Consider the following 19813-nt stretch of genomic DNA (forward strand, 5'->3'; position numbering starts at 1 on the left):
GACGCCATGCCACGCCATCTCGCCGACTACCGCCGCAAGCGCGATTTCACGCAGACCCAGGAACCGGCCGGCGCGCGCCGCAAAGCCGATGAGCGGCGTGACAACGACGCCCTGCACTTCGTGATCCAGAAGCACGACGCCACGCGGCTGCATTACGACTTCCGGCTCGAACTCGACGGTACGCTCAAGAGCTGGGCTGTCCCCAAAGGCCCGAGCCTGGACCCCGCCGACAAGCGCCTCGCCGTGCATGTTGAAGACCACCCGCTGGACTACGCCGATTTCGAAGGCCACATCCCGGAAGGCCAATACGGCGGTGGCGATGTGATCGTGTGGGACCGCGGCACGTGGCATCCGCATGGCGATCCGCGCAAGGCGTACCGAGACGGCAAGCTCAAATTCGACCTCGACGGCGAAAAACTGCACGGCGCGTGGGCGCTGGTGCGCACGCACTTGCATGGCACCGGCAGACATCCGAAAGAACAGTGGCTGCTGATCAAGGAGCGCGACGATCAGGTTCGCCCATCCAGCGACTACGACGTGACGCAGGCCTTGCCCGCGAGCGTGATCACGGGAGAGAACGTCGGCGCGAAACCCAAGGCCAAAGGAAGGGCCAAAGCCGATGGAGGCAAGGCCGAGCACTCCAAACCGGCGCAAGTCCAACCGCCCGCCGGCGCCGTGCCCGCCACGTTGCCCAGAACGCTGGAGCCCCAACTCGCCACGCTCGTCGATGGGCCGCCCACGCAGGGCGAGTGGGACTACGAAGTGAAGTTCGACGGCTACCGCATCCTCGCGCGCATCGACGGCAACACCGTGCGTCTGTTCAGCCGCAACGGCCGCGACTGGACGGCGAAGCTGCCCCGTCAGGCGCGCACGCTGCCGGCGCTGGGCCTGCGAGAGGCGTGGCTCGACGGCGAAGTCGTAGTGATGGGCGAGCGTGGCGTGCCCGACTTCCAGGCGCTGCAGAACGCCTTCGAAACCGCACATGCCGAACACATTGCCTACTACCTGTTCGACATCCCGTTCTGCAACGGCATGGACTTGCGCGGTGTGCCGTTGCGCGAGCGGCGGGCGCTGCTGCAACGCATTTTCGAGGCCGCCCCGGGCGATCTCGACCGCGATGCGGTGCTGTTCTCAGGCACGTTCAACGCGGCGCCCGAAGACTTGCTGTCTTCCGCGTGCAGCATGTCGCTCGAAGGCGTGATCGGCAAGCGCGCCGATGCGCCGTACCGCGCTGGCCGCAGCCCGGCGTGGATCAAGCTCAAATGCGGGCAGCGGCAGGAGTTCGTCATCGGCGGCTACAGCGCACCCAAGGGCAGCCGCAGCGGCTTCGGCGCGTTGCTGCTCGGCGTTTATGACGACGCGGGCAAGCTGCGCTATGCGGGGCGCGTCGGCACCGGCTTCAACGAGACAAGCCTGCACGCTTTGCATCATGAATTGACGGGGCTGACCATCGATACGCCGCCCTTTGCGAACCCGCCCACCGGCAGCGATGCGCGCGACGTGCAATGGGTCAAGCCCGAGCGCGTAGCCGAAATCGCCTTTGCCGAATGGACGCGCGAAGGCATCGTGCGGCAAGCCGTGTTCCAAGGTTTGCGCGACGACAAACCTGCGCGCAACATCGTGCGTGAACAAGCCAAGCCGCCCAGCGCTGCCGCTCGCAAGGAGACCCGCGCCGTGAATGCTGCCGAACGCAAGGTGCGCCCCGGTGCCGAACGCATCGCCGATGTGGACGTCACGCATCCGGATCGCGTGATCGAGAAAGCCAGCGGCACCACCAAGGCCGACCTGGCGCGCTATTACGCCAGCGTGGCGGAGTGGATGCTGCCGCATCTGCACAACCGGCCGACGTCGCTGGTGCGCGCGCCCGATGGCATCGACGGCGAGCGCTTCTTTCAAAAACATTCCGCGGCGCTCAAGCTGCAGGGCATCACGCAGCTGGACCCGTCGCTTGATCCGGGGCATCCGTCGCTGCTGGCGATCAACTCGGCGGAGGCGCTGGTCGGCGCAGTGCAGATGGGCACGGTGGAGTTCCACACGTGGAATGCGCTGGCCGACCGCATCGAACAGCCCGACCGCATCGTCTTCGATATCGACCCGGACCCGGCGCTGCCTTTCGCACGCGTGATCGAGGCCACGCAACTCATGCTGGCCATGCTGGATGAACTCGGCCTGAAGGCTTTCCTGAAAACCAGCGGCGGCCACGGCATGCACGTGGTGGTGCCACTCACCCGCCGCGAGGCTTCGGGCTGGGACACGCTCAAGACGTTCGCACAAGCCGTAGTGCAGCACATGGCCGCGACCTTCCCCGACCGCTTTGTCGCCAAGATGGGCCCACAAAACCGCGTGGGAAAAATCTTCATCGACTACCTGCGTAACAACCGCGGCGCGAGCACGGTGGCTGCCTATTCGGTGCGCGCGCGGACGGGGTTGCCGGTGTCGGTGCCGATCCGGCATGACGAACTCGAAGGGCTGCAGTCGTCTGCCCAGTGGACGCTGCGCACGCTGCCGGATCGGCTCGCCAAGCTCAAGGGCGACCCGTGGGCCGACTATGCCGGCACGCGCCAATCGGTGACGGCCGACATGCGCAAGCGCATCGGCGCCAATGACTGAGCCGTCACACCTGCGGGATCCCCAAAGAATTGGGCGGTGAACGCCCCATTGCTTGTCGGCCGAAGTGTGGGGTCGCTGCGTTAACATGCCTGCGTCTGCACTTGGCGCACGCGTGTGCGCCCCACTCTGCCCCCCGCCGATGGCCCGAATTCGTCCGACCCGTTTGTTCAACCTGTCGCGCAGCGCGCTTGCCTGCGCGGTGCTCCTCGCCATTGCGGCCTCGCCGCTGGCGCATGCCAAGAAGGCTAAGGCCAACGCGGCCCCGCGCGCCAGCGCTGCGCAGGCACGCCAGGCGGCGCACAACCCTGCCGGGTTGCCTGCCAACGTGGCGCTGGCCTTTGCGCGCGCGCATATCCCGCTGGATGCGGTGAGCGTGTTCGTGATCCGCACCGGCACCGCCACGCCCATCCTGCAATGGAATGCCGACGCCGGAATGAACCCGGCGTCGACCATGAAACTGCTGACCACCTTCGCGGGGCTGGACCTGCTCGGCCCGGATTTTCGCTGGAAGACCACGGCCTATGCCGACAGCGCTCCCGTCAACGGCACGCTCAACGGCAACCTGTACCTGCGTGGCCAAGGCGATCCGAAGCTGATTCCCGAAGAACTCGTCAAGCTGGTGACGGACGTGCGCCGCGCCGGCGTGGACGAACTGGCCGGCAACATCGTGCTGGATCGCACCTACTTCGAGGGCGGTCTGTCGGAAGCGCCGCCGCTGGACGGCGACAGCGCGCGTGCCTACAACGTTGCGCCCGACGCGCTGCTGTATTCCTTCAAGACACTGACGTTCACCCTGTCGCCGGATGCCGGCAATGGCGCGGTCAACATCGATGTCTCTCCGCCGCTGGCGCAATTGCAGATTGACAACCAGCTGCGCACGACGCGCGGCGGCTGCGGCGACTGGAAGACCTCCTCCGGCGCCAATATCTCCACGCAGACCGACGGCCACGTGCTCGCCAGCTTCGATGGCCGCTATGCCGCCGCGTGCGGCGAACGCGTTTTCAATATCGCCGCGCTCACGCATGCCGACTTCATCTGGGGCGGCTTCCTCGCGCTGTGGCAGCAGGCCGGTGGCAAGACGCGTTTCACGCCGGGCCTGCGCGAAGGCAAGGTGCCGCGTCAGGCCGTTCTGCTGGCCACGCACTACGGCCCGCCGCTGTCGGAAGTCGTGCACGACATCGACAAGTATTCGAACAACGTGATGGCGCGGCAGCTCTTCCTGACCATCGGCGCGGAAATCGGCCGCAAGCCGGCATCGGTGCGGCAGTCGACCGAGGTCATCAACCGCTGGCTCGCCAAACAGAACCTGACGATGCCGGAGCTGGTGCTGGAAAACGGCTCGGGCCTGTCGCGTGTGGAGCGCATCAGCGCACGCAACATGGGGCGCCTGCTGCAGCAGGCTGACGCCAACCCGAACGGCGGCGTGCTGCGCGACGCGCTGCCCGTTGTCGGCGTGGACGGCACCATGCGGAACCGCCTCACGCGTGCAGGCGTTGCCGGCAATGCCGAGATCAAGACCGGCACGCTCAACGACGTACGCGCCATCGCCGGGTACGTGGAAGGCGAAGGCGGCCAGCGCTTCGTGGTGGTCAGCATGATCAACCATCCGAACGCCAGCGGCGGCCAGGCCGCACACGATGCACTGCTGCAATGGATTTATCAGGGCGCACAGCGATGATTTCACGCAAGGCATTGCTTGGCATCACCGGCACGTCGGGCAGCGGCAAGACCACGCTCGTCGAGCAGCTCATCTCGCGCTTCGTACGCGACGGGCGCCGGGTGGCCGCCATCAAGCACACGCATCACGGCTTCGATCTCGATTCGCCCGGCAAGGATTCGCACCGCATGCGCGAAGCCGGCAGCGCCGAAGTCGTGCTCGTGGGGGGTGAACGACTCGTGCTGATGCGCGAATACGCCAACGCGCTGGAACCTGAACTCGACGACGTGCTGGCGCTGCTGTCACCCGCCACCGACCTCGTCATCGTTGAAGGCTACAAGCGCAGTACCTTTCCGAAAATCGAAGTCTTCCGTCCTTCGCTTGGTCGCCCGCCGCTGTGGCCGGAAATTGGCGGCGTCGTCGCTGTCGCAACCGATGGCCCCGATGCCGTACAACCCCCGGAAGGCGTGACCGTACTGGATTTGAACGACATCGATGCGGTCTATAGATTTGCCGTACAGCAACTCGCCACCGCGGCCATATGAAGCGCTCTTAACCTCCGGGCGAGGCAGCTTGGCTATGATGGGGCGACCTAGTTTTCGCCAGCCCCCTCTCAACAAGATGTAGTCCCGTCTATCGGCCGCGCTGCTTGGCGCGGTTTTTTTTGTGCCTCGCCATAACAAAAACGCCCGCTTCGCGCGGGCGTTTTGCTCGGTGGTGCTCGATCAGTGCGTAACGCCGTCGGCCAGCAGGCGTTGCAGCACGTTGCTGGAGATCAGACGATGGCCGCCGGTGGTGGGGTGCACGCCGTCAGCGAACAGGTAAGACGTGTCTGCACCTGCAGTCACCAGCGTGTTGGCGGAGCAGAACAGCGAGCTGCCGCCTGCGCCCGGGACGAGCGTGTTGATCTTGGTCGCATCGCAAGCCGGCACGCTGGTATTGCTGAAACCAAACGTCGCACCGTTCTGAATCACGGCGGTCAATTGCGAATTGAAATCGATCACGCGAGCACCGGTACCGGCAAGGCCAGCTTGCAGCGTGGTGTTGAACGCGCCCACCAGCGCATGCAGCAACGCCTGGCCTGCCGCACCGCCCGCCACGCCCTGCGGCGTCAGGCTGCTGTCGGGCAGGTTGAACACGTAGAGCTGCGTCGCGTTCTTGCTGATCATGTCCTTGACGTAACCGACCAGCTCAGTCGCGGCCTGCTGCACCTGTGCGGTGGCGATGGCGGGCGTCACACCCGAATTGGGTGTCGCCACGGCGGCAGCCCAGTAGAAGATGTCGTTGTTGCCACCGAACACGAACACGACGTCGTTGTCGCCGTTGAACGTGTTGTTGCTGGCCGTGTAGAAGTTGGCGAGTTGCTGTTTGACCGGATACGTGAGCGCCCCGGCGCCACCGTTGTGACCGATACCGTTCGGGTCGGTCACGCGCGAACCGCCTTGCGCGTAGTCGAAGCAACCGGGTTTCGGGCAGCTCTGCACCGAGTTGGCATAACCCATCACGGCCGGTGTGAGCGCCACACCGAGTTGCGCCGCCACCGTTTCCGCCCAGACCGGGCCGGGGTTGGTGGTGAACTTGCCGCCTCCCACGGCAGCCGCTGCCGGCGTGTAGGTCCCAGCGTCGCTCAGGCTGTCACCGAACACCACCATGCGCTGCACTTTGGCGACGTTGGGGTTGCCGCTCTGATCGCTTTCACCGCCGCCGCAAGCGGCCAGGCTCAAGGCCAGGGTCGCCGATGCGACGACGCCCATCCATTGACGCAACTTCATGATGTCTGTCTCCGTGTGGAATTTTTATGGTTTGTGGTGCCGCGGTGCGTAACCTCGCCGTGCGCGTTTGAAGCACGCGGAACGACACAACGCCCAAGTGTAGCGAGGTTGCCGGGCGCACGGCGAACGTGCGGCCCGTAAGAATTAGAGGTCCGACTCGAACTACGCGGTGAACGCGGCGGCCGCGCGACGCAGGCGATCATTGACCGCAGCCCAGGCGGGCGTGTCGGCTAGGGTTTCCACCCAGATGGCGTCGTAACCGCCGCGATCGAGTTCGCGCAACAGCGCATAGAGCGCGTTGGCATAGGCGGCGGGTGTGGCGGGGGCAACGCGCTGGTCGCAGCCGTCACGCAGTACCACTGGGGCACCGAGCCACACGACGCGCTTGTCCGCGGGCAGTGCAGCGAGGCGCGCGGGCACCTCGGCGGCCGACAGCAAATACAACGGCGTGCGCGGCGCGTAGTGCGCCTTCAACGTGCCGGAAGCACGCGGCGCAGCGGCATCAGGAAGGGCCGGCAATTCGCCGGTCACACGCTCGATGTCTTCAGGCGTGATGGCGCCCGGGCGCAGCAGCACGGGGCCGATGCCCTGATCCAGCCGCGACAGATCGATGATGGTCGATTCGATGCCCACGTCCACGCCGTCACCTTCGAGCACGAAGACGGCATCGCCGAATTCATCGCGCACATGCTGCGCGGTGGTCGGGCTGACCTGGCCGAACTTGTTGGCCGACGGCGCCGCAATGCCGCCGCGCCCACGCTTGAAGCGCGACAGCAACGCCTGCGCCACCGGGTGCGAGGGGCAACGCAGCCCGATGCTGTCCTGCCCGCCTGCCACGGCGGCCGGGATGTGCGGCGCACGCTTCAGGATCAGCGTCAGCGGCCCTGGCCAGAAGGCTTCGATGAGCTGCAGCGCGATGCCGGGCACATCGTCGGTCCAGTACGAAATATCGGCACCATCCACCACGTGCACGATGACGGGGTGATTGGACGGCCGGCCCTTGGCCGCATAGATCTTGGCGATGGCCTGCGGGCTTTCGGCATCGGCGCCGAGTCCGTATACGGTCTCGGTCGGGAAGGCGACCAGCTCGCCCGCCTCCAGCCTGCGCGCGGCCTCTTCGAGGCGTTCGCGCGATGGCATGACGTAGGGAGTGGTCGACTTGTGCATGATGACGCTCGCAATCAGTCCGGCTGCAAACCGAGCACGTGCGCGGCGTGGCGGAACGCTTCGTCCACCACTTCCGGCGAGGTGCCGACGCAGTTCACGTGGCCCATCTTGCGGCCCGGGCGCGCATCGGCCTTGCCATACAGGTGCACCTTCGCACCGCTGTGGCCCATCACTTCGTGCCACGCGGGCGTACGTTCCAGGCCGTATTCGAACCACACATCGCCCAGCACATTCAGCATACGCCCCGGTGAATGCTGCCGCGTGCTGCCCAGCGGCAGGCGGGCCATGGCACGCACCTGCTGCTCGAACTGGCTCGTCTCGCACACATCCATGGTGATGTGGCCGGAGTTGTGCGGACGCGGCGCCATTTCGTTGGCGACCAGCGAGCCGTCCTGCAGCACGAAGAACTCGATGCACAGCACGCCGACGTAGCCCATTTCCTCGGCAATCATCGCGGCGGCGGCGCGGGTGCGCGTGGCAATGTCGTCCGACACGCTGCGCGACGGCATGATCGTCGAAAACAGGATGCCGTCACGGTGCGCGTTCTCTGCCAGCGGCCACGTGGCCGTGCTGCCATCGGCGCCGCGCGCGGCCAATACAGACACTTCGTAGGCCAGCGGCAGCATCTTTTCCAGCACGCACGGCACGTGCTGCATGGCGGCCCAGGCTGCGCGCAGCTCTTCCACCGTCGAGACGCGCGCCTGGCCCTTGCCGTCGTAGCCCATGCGCGCAATCTTCAGAATGCCGGGCAACAGGTCGGCGGGCAGTTGTTCGATGTCGGCTTCGTGCTCGATCACCCAGCTCGGTGCGGGATGGATGCCGGTGCGCGCGGCGCACAGCGCGAAGAATTTTTTCTCGGCGATGCGGTTCTGCGCGATCGAGACGCAGTTGGCACGCGGCGCAACGAACGCGCCGAGCTGCTCCAGGCGGTCGAGCGCCATGGCCGGCACGTTCTCGAATTCGGTCGTGACGGCCGGACACAGTGCAGCCATCTCGGCCAATGCGGCTTCATCGGTATAGCCGGCGCACAGGTGGCGCTCGGCGATGGTGCCGGCCGGGCTGTTCGGGTCCGGATCGAGCACGCAGACCTTGTAGCCCATGGCCTGCGCGGCGTGCGCGAACATGCGGCCGAGCTGGCCACCGCCGAGCATGCCAAGCCAGGCATCGGGCAGGATCGCGTTGGGAACGTTCAGCGCGCGGGATTCCGCGGTGTGGGCTTGCGCCAGGCGCGGGTTCAGGTCGTCGGCCATGAATCGGGTCGTAGGTTGCTTAGGCGCCGTGCACAGGGAGCGTCATGCCGCGTGCGACTTCGGTCTGCTGCGCGCGGAAGGCTTCGAGCTTGTCGGCCAGGGCCGAGTCGGTGGTGGCGATGGTGGCGATGGCGGCCAGCGCTGCGTTGGCCGCACCGGCTTCGCCAATCGCGAATGTCGACACCGGAATGCCCTTGGGCATCTGCACGATGGAGAGCAGCGAGTCTTCGCCGCGCAGGTACTTGGACGGCACCGGCACGCCGAACACCGGCACGATCGTCTTCGCGGCGATCATGCCCGGCAGGTGCGCTGCCCCGCCAGCACCGGCGATGATGGCGCGCAAACCGCGGCCGCGTGCGGCTTCGGCGTAACGGAACATGTCGTCCGGCATGCGGTGCGCCGAGACGACCTGCGCCTCGAACGGAATGCCGAACTGCGTGAGCATGTCGACAGCGTGGCGCATCACTTCCCAGTCGGAGCTGGAGCCCATCACCACGCCAACGAGCGGAGCGGATTGCTGTGCGGTCATTGTCATCGCTCCGGTTTAACGCAGGGATTCACCGGTCAGGCGGGTCAGCGCTTCGCGGTATTTGTCAGCGGTTTTTTCGATCACGTCGGCAGGCAGCTGCGGCGCCGGCGCGGTCTTCGGCCAGGGCTTGCCATCAATGCGCACGGCTTCGAGCCAGTCGCGCACGAACTGCTTGTCGAACGACGGCGGGTTCGTGCCGACCTGGTACGAATCGGCCGGCCAGAAGCGCGACGAGTCTGCGGTCAGCGCCTCGTCCATCAGCGTGAGCGTGCCGTTTTCGTCCAGGCCGAACTCGAACTTGGTGTCGGCGATGATGATGCCGCGCGTGGCGGCAAAGTCGGAGGCTTCCTTGTACAGGCGGATGCTCACATCGCGGATCTGCGCGGCGAGGTCCGGGCCGATGCGGCGTTCGACTTCGTCGAAGGAGATGTTCTCGTCGTGCTCGCCCATCTCCGCCTTGGCGGCGGGGGTGAAGATCGGCTCCGGCAGCTTCTGCGCGTTCTGCAGGCCAGGGGCCAGATGCACGCCGCAGACGGCGCCGGTCGCTTGGTAATCCTTCCAGCCGCTGCCGGCCAGGTAGCCGCGCACCACGGCTTCCACCAGGATCGGCTTCAGGCGCTTGACCACGATGGCGCGGCCGCGCACCTGGTCGACTTCATTCGGGGCCACCACGGTTTCCGGGGCGATGCCGGTCTCGTGCGTCGGCACGATGTGGCGCAGCTTGTTGAACCAGAAATCCGACATCTGCGCGAGCACACGGCCCTTGTCCGGAATCGGCTGGCCGAGAATCACGTCAAACGCCGAGAGGCGGTCGGTGGTGACCATCAGCAGCTTGTCGTCGCCGACAGCGTAGTTCTCGCGCACTTTGCCACGGCCGAGCAACGGCAGGCTGGTGATCGACGATTCGTAAAGGGCGGAGGATGCAGCGGGGTTGTTAGATGCGGCGGACACGGCGGAACCCGGAGAAGATAAGAAAACGTGGAAGGCCAGCATTATACGTGGCCCATGGGGTGGCCCATGCAATGCAAAACGGCTGGCGCAGTGCCAGCCGTTTGCTAAATGTGACGCGAAATGCTTATTGCACCACTTGCGCCAGATCGCCGCTTTGGTACTTCTGCGCCATCACCGACAGGCCGATCGGCTTGATCTTGCCGGCCTGACCTTCGCAGCCGAACTGGATATAGCGTGCCTTGCAGATTTGCTTGGCGGCTTCGCGCGCCGGCTTGAGCCATTCGCGGGCGTCGAACTTGTCCGGGTTTTCGGCCAGGAACTTGCGCACCGCGCCCGTCATTGCCAGGCGGATGTCGGTGTCGATGTTGATCTTGCGCACGCCGTACTTGATGGCTTCCTGGATTTCCTCGACGGGCACGCCGTAGGTTTCCTTCATCTTGCCACCGTACTGGTTGATGATGGCCAGCAGCTCTTGCGGCACGCTCGACGAGCCGTGCATCACCAGGTGGGTGTTAGGGATGCGCGCGTGGATTTCCTTCACGCGGCTGATCGCCAGGATGTCGCCGGTGGGCTTGCGCGAGAACTTGTAGGCGCCGTGGCTGGTACCGATGGCGATGGCCAGCGCGTCGAGCTGCGTCGCCTTGACGAACTGCGCCGCTTCTTCCGGATCGGTCAGCAGGGCCGAGTGGTCGAGCTTGCCCTCGGCGCCGATCCCATCTTCCTCGCCGGCCATGCCGGTCTCGAGCGAGCCCAGGCAGCCGAGTTCGCCTTCCACGGTCACGCCGACCTTGTGGGCCATCTCGACCACGCGGCGCGTCACGTCGACGTTGTAGTCGAAATCGGCGGGCGTCTTGCCGTCTTCGCGCAGCGAGCCGTCCATCATGACCGAGCCGAAGCCCAGGTCGATGGCGCCCTGGCAGATGGCCGGGCTTTGGCCGTGATCCTGATGCATGACCAGCGGGATCTCCGGATAAGCCTCGACAGCGGCCTGGATCAGGTGCTTGATGAACGATTCGCCGGCGTATTTGCGGGCGCCTGCGCTGGCTTGCAGGATGACGGGTGCACCGGCTTCCTTGGCGGCTTCCATCACGGCCTGGACTTGCTCCAGGTTGTTCACGTTGAATGCCGGCAGGCCGTAGCCGTTTTCAGCGGCGTGGTCCAGCAGTTGGCGCATCGAGACGAGTGGCATGGTTTTCTCCTATGGATCGATCTGTATTCGGTCTCTGGAACGCGTGGGCATCTGAAAGACGTAGCAAACGGCGTTCCGTCGTGGGCGTCAGTGCATGCCGACGCGAACAATCTTGAGCGTGTTGGTGCCGCCGGCCTGGCCCATCGGCTCGCCGACGGTCAGGACGATGAAGTCGCCGCGCTGCACGACGCCGCGCGCGACCAGCAGTTCTTCGGCCTGGTGCAGCGCTTCGTCGCGATCGGTGCTGTTGGCCAGCGGGAGCGACTGCACGTTGCGGTACAGGGCCATCTTGCGCTGCGATGCCACGTTGGGCGTCATCGCATAAATGGGAATGTTGATGCCGTGGCGGCTCATCCAGAGCGCCGTGGCGCCCGAATCGGTGAGCGCGGCAATCGCCTTGACCTGCAGGTGGTGCGCCGTGAACAGCGCGCCCATGGCGATCGACTGGTCGATGCGGCTGAAGGTCTGGTCGAGGAAGTCCGCATCCAGATGCACGGTTTGCGACTTCTCGGCTTCCACGCAGATGGCAGCCATGGCTTCGATGGTCTCGACCGGGTAGCGGCCGGCCGCCGTTTCCGCCGACAGCATCACGGCGTCGGTGCCGTCGAGCACGGCGTTGGCGACATCCGACACCTCGGCGCGCGTCGGCACCGGGTTGACGATCATCGATTCCATCATCTGCGTGGCGGTGATGGCCAGCTTGTTGGTTTCACGGGCCAGCTTGATCATGCGCTTCTGCAGCGCCGGCACGGCCGCGTTGCCGACTTCCACGGCCAGGTCGCCACGCGCGACCATGATGCCGTCGGAGGCGGCCAGGATCTCTTCGAGCACGCCGGGGCGAATGGCCTCGGCACGCTCGATCTTGGCGATCATGCGGGTCTTGTGGTTATGCGGCGCGCCGGCCACAGCGGCCAGTTGGCGCGCCATTTCCATGTCGGTCGCGTTCTTGGGGAAGCTGACCGCGACGTAATCGGCGCCCAGCGCCATCGCGGTCTTGATGTCTTCCATGTCCTTGGCGGTCAGCGCCGGCGCCGACAGCCCGCCGCCCTGGCGGTTGATGCCCTTGTTGTTGGACAGATCGCCGCCGATCTTGACGATGGTCTCGATCTCTTCGCCCACCACGCGCTCGACTTGCAGCACGATCAGGCCGTCGTTGAGCAGCAGCAGATCACCGGGGCCCACGTCGCGCGGCAGTTCCTTGTAGTCGAGGCCGACGCGCTCCTGGTTGCCCAGCTCGCAGCGGGCGTCGAGCGTGAAGCGATCGCCCGGCTCCAGCGTGATCTTGCCGTTCTCGAACTTGCCGACACGGATCTTGGGGCCCTGCAGGTCGGCCATGATGGCCACCTCGCGGCCCACCGAGCGCGCCACTTCGCGCACCAGCTGCGCGCGATCGATGTGGTCTTGCGCCGCGCCGTGCGAGAAGTTCAGCCGCACCACGTCGACCCCCGCAGCGATCATGCGGGTCAAGACTTCCTGCGTGCTGGACGCGGGGCCGAGCGTTGCGACGATCTTGGTAGCGCGGGTCATGGGCGGCGGTGTCTCGTTGTTGTGGTGGGGATGTGGCGGCGTTTGCGTCAGGCCACAGCGGCCTGGTTTTGCGCGCGTTGCTCCAGGATTTCGACGGCCGGCAGCGTCTTGCCTTCCAGGAACTCGAGGAACGCACCGCCGCCGGTGGAGATATAGCCCACCTTGTCGGCAATGTTGTACTTGGCGATGGCCGCCAGCGTGTCGCCGCCGCCGGCAATCGAGAAACCCGACGAGGCAGCAATCGCCTCGGCCAGCACCTTGGTGCCATTGCCGAACTGGTCGAATTCGAACACGCCGACCGGGCCGTTCCAGACGATGGTGCCGGCGCTCTTCAGTTGTTCGGCCAGTTGCGCGGCCGTCTTCGGGCCGATGTCGAGGATCATGTCGTCGTCGGCCACATCGGCCACGTCCTTGACGGTAGCGGCCGCGGTGGCGCTGAATTCCTTGGCGCACACCACGTCAACGGGAATGGGTACCGACGCGCCGCGCGCCGCCAGCATCTCGATGATGGCCTTGGCATCGCCCACGAGGTCGGCTTCCGCCAGCGATTTGCCGATCTTCAGGCCGGCGGCCAGCATGAACGTGTTGGCAATACCACCGCCCACGATCAGGTTGTCGACCTTGTCGGCCAGCGATTTCAGGATGGTCAGCTTGGTCGACACCTTCGAGCCAGCCACGATGGCCACCAGAGGACGGGCCGGCTGGCCCAGCGCCTTGCCCAGCGCGTCCAGCTCGGCAGCCAGCAGCGGGCCCGCGCAAGCGACGGGAGCGAACTTGGCGATGCCGTGCGTGGTGGCTTCCGCGCGGTGGGCGGTGCCGAAGGCGTCGTTGACGTACACGTCGCACAGCTTGGCCATCTTCTGGGCCAGTTCGTCGCTGTTCTTCTTCTCGCCCTTGTTCACGCGGCAGTTTTCCAGCAGCACGACTTGGCCGGGCGCGACCTCCACGCCATCCACCCAGTTCTGGACGAGCTTCACGTCACGGCCGAGCAGTTCGGACAGGCGCTTCGCAACCGGTGCCAGCGAATCTTCCGGCTTGAATTCGCCCTCGGTCGGGCGGCCCAGGTGCGAGGTCACCATGACGGCGGCACCGGCGTCCAGCGCGGCTTTGACGGCCGGCACGGAAGCACGGATGCGCGTGTCTTCGGTGATGTTGCCGGCATCGTCTTGCGGCACGTTGAGGTCGGCGCGGATGAACACGCGCTTACCGGCAAGCTTTCCTTCGGAGATGAGATCGGACAGACGCAGGACGTGAGGCATGGCAGCTTCGGAAGAAATCGCGGAAAACAGCGATTTTACCCGATGCGCCTGGTCAAAACGTGCGTTTCTCGGCGGAGTCCTCCGGGCTCGGCCGTCTTGCCGAGGCCGATTGGCGGGGACTACGCCGGCAGCGGCGTGCGGCGGCGCAGTTGCATCCAGCTTTCGGCCGAATACACGGCCAGACCTGCCCAGATCAGCACATAGCCGGCCACCTTGGGGCCCGCAAACGGCTCGTTATAGAGCCAGACGCCCAGCAGCAGCTGCAGCGTCGGGCTCACGTACTGCAGCAAACCGAGCAGTGACAACGGAATACGCCGGGCGCCGGCACCAAACAGCAGCAGTGGCAGCGCCGTCAGCGGGCCAGCCAGCGCCAGGAGCAGCTGCGTGCCCGGCGATGCGGCCAGGAAGGCGTTCTGATGCTGCGAAGCCAGCCAACCGAGGTAGGCCAACGCCAGCGGAAACAACAGCAGCGTTTCCAGCGTCAGCCCTTCGAGCGCACCCAGCGGCGAAGTCTTGCGCAGCAAACCGTAGAACCCAAACGAAAACGCCAGCGCCAGGGCGATCCACGGCAGCGTGCCAGCCTGCCACGTCAGCCATGCCACGCCCGCGGCGGCCAGCGCCACCGAGACCCACTGCACCGGCCGCAGCCGCTCGCCGAGCACCAGTGCGGCCAGCATCACCACCACGAGGGGGTTGATGAAATATCCGAGGCTGGCTTCCAGCACATGGTCGTGGTTGACCGCCCAGATGTAGGTCAGCCAGTTGGTGGCCAACAGGCTGGTGCTGGCGGCGTAGCGCCCCACCACCCGCGGTTGCTTGCGCAACGCCCACAACCAAGCGCCGTGCCGCTTCACGAGCAGGATCACCACCATCACCGCCAATGACCAGATCACCCGGTGCGAAAGAATCTCGACCGGCGACACCGCCTTGAGCAGCTTGAAGTACAGCGGAAACAGGCCCCACATCGTGTAGGCCAGAAACGCGAAGATCACGCCGTTGCGATTGGAAGCCGACATGTTCATCCCCAGAGACGCAGCACGGTAAAAACGCCCATGCCGACGAAGATCATGCCGAGCATGCGCCGCGTGGCAACGTAGAACGCGGTGGCGGCAACGCCGGCCATCAGGCGCGGGTTGGTCCAGCTCGCGTCGAAGTGCCCCTGGTTCCAGAGGAGGTCGGGCAGCACGATGGCGACAAGCGCGGCAGCCGGCGCAAAGCGCAGCGCGTGCTGCACGCGGGTAGGCAGGGTCATGCGGTTGCCCACGATCAGGAACAGGGAACGCGTGACGATGGTCACCACGGTCATGCCGGCAATGACCAGCCAGATTTCCAGCGCGCTCATGCGTCGTCCTCGTCAGCTGTCGCCTGCGCGGCCCGTCGGCGCTGCCATTGCAGGCGCGCGGCCGCTTCGTCTGCCGCCAGGCCGGCGGCCATCGCGCCGGTGACGGCAATCACGAGGCTCAATCGATACGGCAGCTTGAAGGCAACCAGCGCCAGCACCGCCGCCACAGCCACCGCCATGAGCGTGGCACGGCTACGAATGGTCGACACCATGACAGGAATGAGCGCAAGCGTCCCGGCCAGCGCCAGGCCCCACGCATCAGGGAACAGGCTCGCCGCGACGATGCCCAGGATGGACGACACCTGCCAGCCCACGAAGCTCAGCAGGACCATGCCCCAGTAATAGCCCTCCTTGCCCGCCTGAGGCGCGGCCGAGGGGTACCGCTGAGTGAACAGCACGAACGGCAGATCGCCGTTGAACACACCCAGAACCACGCGCCGCATGAACGGCAGATGCCCGAAATGCTGCATCAGCCCGGCGCTGAAGATGATGAAGCGCACGTTCACGATGAAGGCCGTCAGCAGCGCCGTCCAGATCGGCAACCCCGCCGCCAACAGCGGCAGCACCGCCAGCTGCGACGACCCGGCATACACGAAGATCGTCATGCCGATGGCCTGCGGGATGGTGAGCACCGACTTGCTCATCGCCACGCCAGTCACCAGCCCCCAGGTCAGCACCGGCGGCATCGACGGCATATAGGCGCGCACGCCGGCAAAGAAGCCCGCGCGTTCTGCTGGATCAATGGCCTCCCAGCGGCGCTGCAATGCCGCTGCCCAGCGGACTAGCGCCATGGCGCCCCCAAAAGTGGCGAATCAGACTCTTTTTGATGAGCCGGGCAGGGGCAGCCGGCAGCGCGGGCGCGCAGGAACGTCGGGGGCGACATGGGTGGCTCGTAGGAAACACACAATTATACTTTTGATGTTAAGCATCCGCTTAACGGCAAAGCGCGCGTCCGACCAATGGAACGATTCATGCCGGGCGCCACGCACTGCAACAATCGGCGTTGGCGCGCCTGCGCCCACCCCTTACAATTTCGCCTTTGTCGGTTCTTGAACCTGCGGCCCATATCACGGCGTGGCTGACCTGCTCAGACCGCGCCGGCATTCCTCACTCACCATGACCACGCAAACCGCACCCACGATCGAAATCGGCGCAGACGACCTGCCGCTGCACTGCCCGACCGCCAAAACGCCGGCCTGGAACTACCACCCGCGCGTGTTCCTCGACATCGCCGACACCGGCGAAGCCAAGTGCCCGTACTGCGGCACCGTCTACAAGCTGGCCCCCGGCGTTGAACTGAAGGGCCACCATTGAGCCCGATTCACCTGCAGTACACCGGTCGCGGCACTCGCCTGGCGATTCGATGATGCGCAAGATTCTCGTCGTCGCCCCCAACTGGATCGGTGATGCGCTGATGGCGCAGCCGCTGTTCGCGCAACTCAAGGCGCGGCACCCGCGCGCGCAGATCCACGCGATCGCCCCGAAATGGGTGGCGCCCGTGCTCGCGCGCATGCCGGAAATCGCGCGCGTGCTGCCGACCGAACTCGCCCACGGCAAGCTGCAGCTCGGCAGCCGTACGATGTTCGCCCAGCAGCTCAAGGGCGAAACCTTCGATGCAGCGTACGTGCTGCCGAATTCGTTCAAGAGCGCGCTGATCCCGTGGCTGGCCGGCATTCCGCTGCGCATCGGCTACAAGGGCGAGTCGCGCCTGGGCGTGCTGAACGTGCGCTACCCGAATCCGCCCAAGAACGCGCGTCCGCCGATGGTGCAGCACTACGCCGCGCTGGCTTTCAAGCCGCACGCCAAGCTGCCCGACACGCTGCCCGATCCGAAGCTGGACGTCGATGTGCAGCGCGTGGCCGCCACGTCCGCCAAGTTCGGCATTCCGGGCAACGCGCGGCTGATTGCCTTCTGCCCCGGCGCGGAATACGGCCCGGCCAAGCGCTGGCCGGCCGAGCATTTCGCGGAGCTGGCGCAGATGCTGCGCCGCTCGTTCCCGTACGCGCAGATCGTTGCGCTCGGTTCAGGCAAGGACCGCGACATGGCCAACGCCATCGTCGAGCGCGCGCCGTTCGTGCGCAACCTGTGCGGCGAGACCTCGCTCGACGAGGCGATCGAACTGCTTGCCCGCGCCGAAGCCGCCATCTGCAACGACTCCGGCCTGATGCACGTGACGGCTGCCCTGGGACGCCCACAGGTGGCCGTATTCGGCTCCAGCGACCCCCGCCACACGCCGCCGCTGTCGCCCGCTGCGAGTATCATGTGGCTCCATCTGGAGTGCAGCCCGTGCTTTGCGCGCGAATGCCCGCTGGGCCACTTGCGCTGCCTGCGCGACATCGGCCCCGAGATGGTGTTTCATGAATTGCGCCGGCTGCTGCAGCCGCAGTAACACGCTCTCCTCAACTTTCATCGCCATGCCACGATTTGCCCGCCTGTTCGAAGCCGCCGAGGACATCCTCGAAGCCTATCGCGATGCACTCAAGCGCCGCGATGCCGATGGCGCGCTCAAGCTGTGGCTCGACGAGGATTCGGTGAGCTTCATCCTGCCCGACGGGCAGCGCCTGCACGGCCACGAGCAACTGCGCGGCTGCCTCGATGCGCTGGTCGAGAAGAACCCGGTCTGGATCGAATGCCTCTCGCAGCAGGTGCATTCGTCCCTGGGCGTGTCGATCTTCGAAGCCACCGAAGCGCTGCGCTTCTCGGCCACCGCCACCGAGGCCGATCTGTACGTGCACACGACCTACGTGCTGATGCAGAACCACGAAGGCTGGCGCATCGCCCATGTGCATTCCAGCCAGGCCGCCGAAGAACGCGTGGCTGCGTCCATCGCCAGCGTCACGCACTCTCTGCACTAAGCTGCCGCGCTCGGCGTGGCCGCCGTCTCTTTCGATGACCCATCCGTCTCGCCACGCCACTCCTCTTGAACTGAATCTGAGCGCCCTGCTGGCAGGGCCGTTCGAGCCGCACGCGTTCCGCTCGCCGTGGTGGCTGATCGGCGGCAATGCGCAGACGATCGTGCCCGCGCGCCTGTGGCGCTTTCCGCGGATTGCGTATCGGCGCGAACGCTGGGACACGCCCGACCACGACTTCATCGACCTCGACTGGACCACGCACGAGACCGACGCGCACGCGCCGCTCGTCGTCATGTTCCACGGCCTGGAGGGCGATTCACGCAGCCATTACGCGCGGCTGCTGATGGACGCGCTGCGCGCGCGCCGCTGGCCCGGCGTCATTCCGCACTTTCGCGGGTGCTCGGGCGAGGTGAACCTCGCGCCGCGCATGTACCACTGCGGCGATGGCGCCGAGATCGCGTGGATCCTCGAACGCCTATATCGGACGGTTTGCCAGCCGCAGGGCCGCAAGCTGCTGGTTGTCGGCATCTCGCTAGGCGGCAACGCGCTGCTGCGCTACCTGGGCGAACACGGCGCCGATGCCCGCTACGTGACCGCGGCTGCGACGGTTTCCGCACCGCTGGACATGCGCGCCGGCGGCGCAGCGCTGTCCAAAGGCTTCAACATGGTCTACACGCGCATGTTTCTGCGCACGCTCAAAGCCAAGGCCAATGCGAAGCTCGACCAGCACCCCGGCCTGTACGACCGCGACGCCATGATGGCCACGCGCACGTTGGGGCAGTTCGACAACGTCGTCACCGCGCCGCTGCACGGTTTTCGCGACGTGCTCGACTACTGGACGCGCGCGTCGTCGAAGCCCGTGCTGCGCGACGTGCGTGTGCCGGCGCTGGTGCTGAACGCACGCAACGATCCGTTCCTGCCCGGACAGCATCTGCCGGGCGTGGCCGACGTGTCACCCGACATCACGCTGGACCAGCCGCTGCACGGCGGCCACGTCGGCTTCCTGCTGCGCCATGGCAAGACGGGCCGCGTCGATTGGATGCCTGCACGCGTCCTGCGCTTTTTCGATGATGTACTGGGCCGCCAAGCCAACGCGGAGGATGCTCATGGATGACATCGTCCGCCAGGCCATGGCCAAGTGGCCGAACGTGCCGAATTGCTTTGGCTGGCTGGCGCTGGATCGGCGCGGCCAATGGCGCATGCGCAACGAATATGCGCAGGCCAACAAACTGTCCGGCGAGCCGATTCGCCACACGGCGCTCATCGACTTCATCGTGCGCAACTACGCGCATGACGATGCCGGACGCTGGTTCTTCCAGAACGGGCCACAGCGCGTGTTTGTCGAACTCGATTACACGCCCTGGGTGGCGCGGCTGTCGGCCGATGGCGCGCCGCCAGCGTTCACGACGACCACAAGCGCTGCGTTCTCGCCGACCGGCTGCTTTGTCGACGAACAAGGCAGCGTGCTGCTGCCCGGTTACGTGGGCGGATACGACGCAGAGGAAACCGTCGCCCTGCTGCACGATCATGACTTGGAGCCGTTTTCTTCGTTGGCCAACTGGCACGGAGAGGCGTGCGGAGCGGCGCTCGGAACGCTGACGCTGGGTGACCGGACATTCGACATTGAGCCGATTGCGCGCGCGGAAGTCGCAAAGCGCTATGGCTTCGTTGCGCGGCCAGCGGAATAGCCGCGATAGGCCCACCGGCT

General features: G+C 65.9%; 19 protein-coding genes. 8 read left to right on the plus strand and 11 right to left on the minus strand.

The features are described from left to right. The first annotated feature begins 6 nt into the window (after window positions 1–6). The 3 genes from ligD to mobB all read left to right on the plus strand — a co-directional run bounded on the left by ligD (window position 7) and on the right by mobB (window position 4812). The gene (gene ligD / locus N511_RS0104000; protein WP_027678112.1) at window positions 7–2610 is read left to right on the plus strand and encodes a DNA ligase D; all 2604 of its coding nucleotides are present in this window, start codon (window positions 7–9) and stop codon (window positions 2608–2610) included. A 139-nt stretch (window positions 2611–2749) separates the two neighbouring features. After that, complete coding sequence (gene dacB / locus N511_RS0104005; protein WP_027678113.1) at window positions 2750–4288, plus strand: D-alanyl-D-alanine carboxypeptidase/D-alanyl-D-alanine endopeptidase; 1539 nt, start codon at window positions 2750–2752, stop codon at window positions 4286–4288. Then, window positions 4285–4812, plus strand: coding sequence for a molybdopterin-guanine dinucleotide biosynthesis protein B (gene mobB / locus N511_RS0104010; protein WP_027678114.1), 528 nt, complete (start codon window positions 4285–4287; stop codon window positions 4810–4812). Before dacB ends, mobB begins: the two co-directional genes overlap by 4 nt. Window positions 4813–4992: 180 nt before the next feature. Here the strand turns inward: mobB and N511_RS0104015 are convergent, their stop codons facing one another. From N511_RS0104015 to N511_RS0104065, 11 genes are all read right to left on the minus strand, one after another. Beyond that, window positions 4993–6039 carry an SGNH/GDSL hydrolase family protein gene (locus tag N511_RS0104015; RefSeq protein ID WP_027678115.1) on the minus strand — a complete coding sequence of 349 codons (1047 nt, stop codon included), beginning with the start codon at window positions 6037–6039 and terminating at the stop codon, window positions 4993–4995. 162 nt (window positions 6040–6201) lie between these two features. Then, window positions 6202–7206, minus strand: a complete 1005-nt coding sequence (locus N511_RS0104020) for an L-threonylcarbamoyladenylate synthase (RefSeq protein ID WP_027678116.1) — start codon at window positions 7204–7206, stop codon at window positions 6202–6204. A 14-nt stretch (window positions 7207–7220) separates the two neighbouring features. Continuing rightward, window positions 7221–8456 carry a 5-(carboxyamino)imidazole ribonucleotide synthase gene (locus tag N511_RS0104025; protein ID WP_027678117.1) on the minus strand — a complete coding sequence of 412 codons (1236 nt, stop codon included), beginning with the start codon at window positions 8454–8456 and terminating at the stop codon, window positions 7221–7223. A gap of 19 nt (window positions 8457–8475) precedes the next feature. Further along, window positions 8476–8985 (minus strand): 5-(carboxyamino)imidazole ribonucleotide mutase, encoded by a 510-nt coding sequence (purE, locus tag N511_RS0104030; RefSeq protein WP_012761264.1) that lies wholly within the window; start codon window positions 8983–8985, stop codon window positions 8476–8478. 15 nt (window positions 8986–9000) lie between these two features. Beyond that, window positions 9001–9978, minus strand: coding sequence for a phosphoribosylaminoimidazolesuccinocarboxamide synthase (locus N511_RS0104035; RefSeq protein ID WP_231479569.1), 978 nt, complete (start codon window positions 9976–9978; stop codon window positions 9001–9003). A gap of 82 nt (window positions 9979–10060) precedes the next feature. Next, entirely contained in the window at window positions 10061–11125 is a 1065-nt protein-coding gene (gene fba, locus N511_RS0104040) for a class II fructose-bisphosphate aldolase (protein ID WP_027678119.1), read from the minus strand. An 87-nt stretch (window positions 11126–11212) separates the two neighbouring features. Next, complete coding sequence (gene pyk / locus N511_RS0104045; RefSeq protein ID WP_027678120.1) at window positions 11213–12652, minus strand: pyruvate kinase; 1440 nt, start codon at window positions 12650–12652, stop codon at window positions 11213–11215. A 47-nt stretch (window positions 12653–12699) separates the two neighbouring features. Further along, entirely contained in the window at window positions 12700–13911 is a 1212-nt protein-coding gene (locus N511_RS0104050; protein WP_027678121.1) for a phosphoglycerate kinase, read from the minus strand. A 119-nt stretch (window positions 13912–14030) separates the two neighbouring features. Next, a complete protein-coding gene (rarD, locus tag N511_RS0104055; protein ID WP_027678122.1) occupies window positions 14031–14927 on the minus strand; it encodes an EamA family transporter RarD in 897 nt (298 codons plus the stop codon). Between the two features lie 2 nt (window positions 14928–14929). Continuing rightward, a complete protein-coding gene (locus N511_RS0104060; protein WP_024976546.1) occupies window positions 14930–15253 on the minus strand; it encodes an AzlD domain-containing protein in 324 nt (107 codons plus the stop codon). Then, window positions 15250–16044 carry an AzlC family ABC transporter permease gene (locus N511_RS0104065; protein WP_027678123.1) on the minus strand — a complete coding sequence of 265 codons (795 nt, stop codon included), beginning with the start codon at window positions 16042–16044 and terminating at the stop codon, window positions 15250–15252. The genes N511_RS0104060 and N511_RS0104065 overlap by 4 nt, the downstream gene beginning before the upstream one ends. 325 nt (window positions 16045–16369) lie before the next feature. On the opposite strand from N511_RS0104065, the gene N511_RS0104070 reads away from it, so the two are divergent. The 5 genes from N511_RS0104070 to N511_RS0104090 are packed head-to-tail and all read left to right on the plus strand — an operon-like array spanning window position 16370 to window position 19793. After that, on the plus strand, window positions 16370–16567 hold the full coding sequence (locus N511_RS0104070) for a zinc-finger domain-containing protein (RefSeq protein ID WP_004636130.1): 198 nt from the start codon (window positions 16370–16372) through the stop codon (window positions 16565–16567). Window positions 16568–16616: 49 nt separating this feature from the next. Next, entirely contained in the window at window positions 16617–17642 is a 1026-nt protein-coding gene (gene waaF, locus N511_RS0104075) for a lipopolysaccharide heptosyltransferase II (RefSeq protein WP_027678124.1), read from the plus strand. A gap of 25 nt (window positions 17643–17667) precedes the next feature. Further along, window positions 17668–18108: a YybH family protein gene (locus tag N511_RS0104080; RefSeq protein WP_009239042.1), complete on the plus strand. Its 441-nt coding sequence runs from the start codon at window positions 17668–17670 to the stop codon at window positions 18106–18108. A 34-nt stretch (window positions 18109–18142) separates the two neighbouring features. Further along, entirely contained in the window at window positions 18143–19219 is a 1077-nt protein-coding gene (locus N511_RS0104085; protein WP_027678125.1) for a YheT family hydrolase, read from the plus strand. Beyond that, window positions 19212–19793 carry a DUF2946 family protein gene (locus N511_RS0104090; protein WP_027678126.1) on the plus strand — a complete coding sequence of 194 codons (582 nt, stop codon included), beginning with the start codon at window positions 19212–19214 and terminating at the stop codon, window positions 19791–19793. Before N511_RS0104085 ends, N511_RS0104090 begins: the two co-directional genes overlap by 8 nt. Window positions 19794–19813 lie beyond the last annotated feature (20 nt).

The sequence above is a fragment of the Ralstonia sp. UNC404CL21Col genome (genome assembly GCF_000620465.1).
Lineage (GTDB): Bacteria > Pseudomonadota > Gammaproteobacteria > Burkholderiales > Burkholderiaceae > Ralstonia > Ralstonia flatus.

Bases quoted from the DNA above. Each gene is read 5' to 3' on its own strand.
- ligD (WP_027678112.1), top strand. From the start codon at position 7: ATGCCACGCCATCTCGCCGACTACCGCCGCAAGCGCGATTTCACGCAG.
- dacB (WP_027678113.1), top strand. From the start codon at position 2,750: ATGGCCCGAATTCGTCCGACCCGTTTGTTCAACCTGTCGCGCAGCGCG.
- mobB (WP_027678114.1), top strand. From the start codon at position 4,285: ATGATTTCACGCAAGGCATTGCTTGGCATCACCGGCACGTCGGGCAGC.
- N511_RS0104015 (WP_027678115.1), bottom strand. From the start codon at position 6,039: ATGAAGTTGCGTCAATGGATGGGCGTCGTCGCATCGGCGACCCTGGCC.
- N511_RS0104020 (WP_027678116.1), bottom strand. From the start codon at position 7,206: ATGCACAAGTCGACCACTCCCTACGTCATGCCATCGCGCGAACGCCTC.
- N511_RS0104025 (WP_027678117.1), bottom strand. From the start codon at position 8,456: ATGGCCGACGACCTGAACCCGCGCCTGGCGCAAGCCCACACCGCGGAA.
- purE (WP_012761264.1), bottom strand. From the start codon at position 8,985: ATGACCGCACAGCAATCCGCTCCGCTCGTTGGCGTGGTGATGGGCTCC.
- N511_RS0104035 (WP_231479569.1), bottom strand. From the start codon at position 9,978: ATGCTGGCCTTCCACGTTTTCTTATCTTCTCCGGGTTCCGCCGTGTCC.
- fba (WP_027678119.1), bottom strand. From the start codon at position 11,125: ATGCCACTCGTCTCGATGCGCCAACTGCTGGACCACGCCGCTGAAAAC.
- pyk (WP_027678120.1), bottom strand. From the start codon at position 12,652: ATGACCCGCGCTACCAAGATCGTCGCAACGCTCGGCCCCGCGTCCAGC.
- N511_RS0104050 (WP_027678121.1), bottom strand. From the start codon at position 13,911: ATGCCTCACGTCCTGCGTCTGTCCGATCTCATCTCCGAAGGAAAGCTT.
- rarD (WP_027678122.1), bottom strand. From the start codon at position 14,927: ATGTCGGCTTCCAATCGCAACGGCGTGATCTTCGCGTTTCTGGCCTAC.
- N511_RS0104060 (WP_024976546.1), bottom strand. From the start codon at position 15,253: ATGAGCGCGCTGGAAATCTGGCTGGTCATTGCCGGCATGACCGTGGTG.
- N511_RS0104065 (WP_027678123.1), bottom strand. From the start codon at position 16,044: ATGGCGCTAGTCCGCTGGGCAGCGGCATTGCAGCGCCGCTGGGAGGCC.
- N511_RS0104070 (WP_004636130.1), top strand. From the start codon at position 16,370: ATGACCACGCAAACCGCACCCACGATCGAAATCGGCGCAGACGACCTG.
- waaF (WP_027678124.1), top strand. From the start codon at position 16,617: ATGATGCGCAAGATTCTCGTCGTCGCCCCCAACTGGATCGGTGATGCG.
- N511_RS0104080 (WP_009239042.1), top strand. From the start codon at position 17,668: ATGCCACGATTTGCCCGCCTGTTCGAAGCCGCCGAGGACATCCTCGAA.
- N511_RS0104085 (WP_027678125.1), top strand. From the start codon at position 18,143: ATGACCCATCCGTCTCGCCACGCCACTCCTCTTGAACTGAATCTGAGC.
- N511_RS0104090 (WP_027678126.1), top strand. From the start codon at position 19,212: ATGGATGACATCGTCCGCCAGGCCATGGCCAAGTGGCCGAACGTGCCG.